Annotated in this window: 3 protein-coding genes; all 3 read left to right on the top strand. The window is 71.9% G+C overall.

The window, feature by feature from the left end; translation table 11 throughout:
* The coding region (locus GTW40_RS18820) for an alpha-glucosidase C-terminal domain-containing protein (protein WP_202486097.1) at nucleotides 1–870 on the top strand (870 nt) is incomplete at its 5' end.
* A 93-nt stretch (nucleotides 871–963) separates the two neighbouring features.
* Nucleotides 964–2,391 carry a phosphotransferase gene (locus GTW40_RS18815; protein WP_161181363.1) on the top strand — a complete coding sequence of 476 codons (1,428 nt, stop codon included), beginning with the start codon at nucleotides 964–966 and terminating at the stop codon, nucleotides 2,389–2,391.
* Between the two features lie 46 nt (nucleotides 2,392–2,437).
* A partial coding sequence (glgB, locus tag GTW40_RS18810; RefSeq protein ID WP_161181362.1) for a 1,4-alpha-glucan branching enzyme occupies nucleotides 2,438–3,873 on the top strand: 1,436 nt, incomplete at its 3' end.

The following is a 3,873-nucleotide window of genomic DNA, read 5'->3' as shown; positions in this document are numbered from 1 at the left end:
GGCGGCGACGAATGCCACATGGCGTTCCACTTCCCGGTCATGCCGCGCATCTTCATGGCCGTACGCCGTGAATCGCGCTACCCGGTCTCGGAGATTCTCGCCAAGACGCCCTCGATCCCGTCGAGTTGCCAGTGGGGCATCTTCCTGCGCAACCACGACGAGCTGACCCTGGAGATGGTCACCGACGAGGAACGCGACTACATGTGGGCCGAGTACGCGAAGGACCCGCGTATGCGCGCCAACATCGGCATCCGCCGCCGCCTCGCGCCTCTCCTCGACAACGACCGGAACCAAATCGAGCTGTTCACCGCGCTGTTGCTGTCCCTGCCCGGCTCGCCGATCCTCTACTACGGCGACGAGATCGGCATGGGCGACAACATCTGGCTCGGCGACCGCGACGCGGTGCGCACGCCGATGCAGTGGACCCCGGACCGCAACGCGGGCTTCTCCTCGTCGGATCCGGGCCGGCTCTATCTGCCCACGATCATGGACCCGGTGTACGGCTACCAGGTCGCCAACGTCGAGGCGTCCATGTCCTCGCCGTCGAGCCTGCTGCACTGGACCCGCCGGATGATCGAGATCCGCAAGCAGAACCCCGCGTTCGGGCTCGGCACCTACACCGAACTGCCGTCCTCCAACCCGGCGGTGCTCGCGTTCCTGCGGGAGTACGAGGACGACATCGTGGTCTGCGTGCACAACTTCTCGCGGTTCGCGCAGCCCACGGAGCTGGATCTGCGCCGGTTCATCGGGCGGCATCCGGTCGAGCTGTTCGGCGGGGTGCGCTTCCCGGCCGTGGGTGAACTGCCGTATCTGCTCACGCTGGCGGGTCACGGCTTCTACTGGTTCCGGCTCCGCGAGGACGCCGCGTAGTCCGGCCACAGGGGGCGGCGGGCGGTTTCCGTCGCCCCACCCGGGGCACGGTTGAGTAACACCCCGACGATCCGGGGAAAGGACGTGACGCCCATGGCGGAAACGGTCACCCCCTCCGGCACCACCCCGCCCAGCACCACCCCGTCCAGCACCTCCACCGGCACCACCCCCCTTCTCGCCTCGCTCGACCCCCTGCTGCGCGAATGGCTGCCGCGGCAGCGCTGGTTCGCCGGGAAGGGGCGCCCGGTCACCGGGTTCACCCTCGTCGCCGCGACCGAACTGCTGCCTGTTGAGGGCCGGTTGGGGCTGTACCACCTGCTGCTGCGCGTCCATCAGTCCGCCGCGCCCGGCGCCCCGCCGCAGCCCGACGACTGCTACCAGCTCCTGATAGGCGTGCGCGAGGCGCTGCCGCCCCGGCTCGCGCCCGCGCTGATCGGCCATGTGTCCTCGGGCCCGCTCGCCGGACGCACGGTGTACGAGGCGCTGCACGACCCCCGGCCCGCCGAAGTGCTCCTGGAGGCCCTGCGCACCCGGGCCCGCGTCGGCGCCCTCGCCTTCGAGCGGACGGAGGGACAGGAGATCCGGGACGGCCTGGTGGCCCGGCTGCTGACCTCCGAGCAGTCCAACTCCTCGGTGGTGTACGGAGATACGTTCATCCTGAAGCTGCTGCGCCGGGTCACCCCGGGCGTCAACCCGGACCTGGAGTTACCCCTCGCCCTGGCCCGCGAGGGCTGCGCCCGGGTGCCCGCGCCCGTGGCCTGGCTGCACACCGAACTGGACGCCGAGCCGTACGTCCTGGCCGTCCTCCAGCCCTACGTCAGCGGCGCGGCCGACGGCTGGGAGCTGGCGCTGCGCGAGCTGGCCAAGGGCGAGGACTTCGCCGCCGAGGCACGGGCGCTGGGCCGGGCCACCGCCGAGGTGCACACCGCGCTCGCCCGTGCGCTGCCCACGGTGACTCTCGGCCAGGCCCAGTTGCGGCAGCTGGTGGACGGCATGGCCGAGCGGCTGACGGCGGCCGTACGGGCGGTGCCCGCGCTGCGGCCGTACGAGCCGGGGCTGCGCTCGGCCTACGCGGCGCTGGCCGATCTGGCCGCCGAGGGCCGTACCTGGACCGCGCAGCGGGTGCACGGCGATCTGCATCTCGGCCAGTGCCTGCGCTCGCCGTCCGGGTCCTGGTCGCTGATCGACTTCGAGGGCGAGCCGTCCCGGCCGCTGGCCGAGCGGCGGCTGCCGCAGCCGGTGGTGCGCGATGTCGCCGGGATGCTGCGTTCCTTCGACTACGCCGCCCACTCGGCCCGCCCGCCCGCGCCCCTCTGGGCGCACACCTGCCGGTCCGCCTACTGCTCCGGCTACGCCGAGGTCGCGGGCCGCGACCCGCGCACCGATCCGGTGCTGCTGCGCGCCTACGAGACCGACAAGGCGGTCTACGAGGTCGTCTACGAGGCCCGGCACCGCCCCGAGTGGCTGCCGGTCCCGCTCTCGGCCGTCCGCCGCCTGGCCGCCGCACCGGACCCGGCTTGACCCCGCCCTGCCTCCCCCTCACCCGACCCGCCCGGGAGAACCGTCCGTGACGCCCAAGAAGCGAGCCACGTCGAAGAGCAAGTCCGCCAAGAACCAGACCGGCGGGGCGGCGAAGGCCGCCAAGTCGGCCAAGCCGAAGTCCCCGAAGACCCCGGAGGCCGCCAAGAGCGCGACGGCGATCCCCAAGGCTCGTGTGCCTCAGGACACCGCGCGGCTGCCCGCCCCGCGCACCGAGCCCGCTCTCCCGCCCGCCGTCTCCCCCGCCCTCGGCGCGGACGACCGCGCTCGGCTGCTGCTCGGCACCCACCACGATCCGCACGCCGTCCTCGGCGCCCACGCCGTCCCCGGCGGGGTCGCCTTCCGGGTCTTCCGTCCGTACGCCCAGGCGGTCACCGTGGCCATCGGCGAGGTGCGGGCCGCGCTGCACGACGACGGCGACGGCTTCTTCTCCGGCCTGCTGCCCCTCACCGACGTGCCGGTCTACCGGCTGCTGGTGACCTACGACGGCACCGTGCACGAGACCGAGGACCCCTACCGTTTCCTGCCCACTCTCGGCGATCTGGACCTCCATCTGATCGGGGAGGGCCGGCACGAGGAGCTGTGGAAGGCGCTCGGCACGCGGGTCATGACCCACCAGGGCGTGACCGGCACCCGTTTCTCGGTGTGGGCGCCGAACGCGCGGGGCGTACGGGTCGCGGGCGGCTTCGACTTCTGGGACGCGACCGGGTATCCGATGCGCTCGCTGGGCTCCAGTGGGGTGTGGGAGCTGTTCGTGCCCGGCGTCGGGGAGGGCGAGCTGTACAAGTTCGAGATCACCCGCCCTGACGGCTCGCACACCCTGCGCGCCGACCCGATGGCCCGGCGCACCGAGGTCCCGCCCGCGACCTCCTCCGTCGTGGAGGTCTCGCACCACGAGTGGGGCGACGCGGAGTGGCTGGCGCGACGCGGCGAACAGGCTGTGCACGAGGCGCCGTTCTCGGTGTACGAGGTCCATCTTCCCTCCTGGCGACCAGGGTTGACGTACCGCCAACTGGCCGACCAACTCACCGCGTACGTCAGGGACCTCGGCTTCACCCACGTGGAGTTGATGCCGGTCGCGGAGCATCCCTTCGGCGGTTCCTGGGGCTATCAGGTCACCGGTTTCTACGCCCCGACGGCACGCCTTGGCACCCCGGACGACTTCAAGTACCTGGTGGACCGGCTGCATCAGGCGGGCATCGGCGTGCTGATGGACTGGGTGCCCGCGCATTTCCCGCGCGACGACTGGGCGCTGGCGGAGTTCGACGGGCGTCCGCTGTACGAGCACCACGATCCGCTGCGCGCGGCCCATCCCGACTGGGGCACGCTGGAGTTCGACTTCGGGCGCCGCGAGGTGCGCAACTTCCTTGTGGCGAACGCGGTGTACTGGTGCGAGGAGTTCCACATCGACGGGCTGCGCGTGGACGCGGTCGCCTCGATGCTCTACCTCGACTACTCGCGCGA

Origin of the sequence: Streptomyces sp. SID4985 (assembly GCF_009863025.1) — a bacterium.
Classification (GTDB): domain Bacteria; phylum Actinomycetota; class Actinomycetes; order Streptomycetales; family Streptomycetaceae; genus Streptomyces.
The sequence above is the reverse complement of the archived record's forward strand: the minus strand, read 5'-3'. Positions and strand labels throughout refer to the sequence as shown.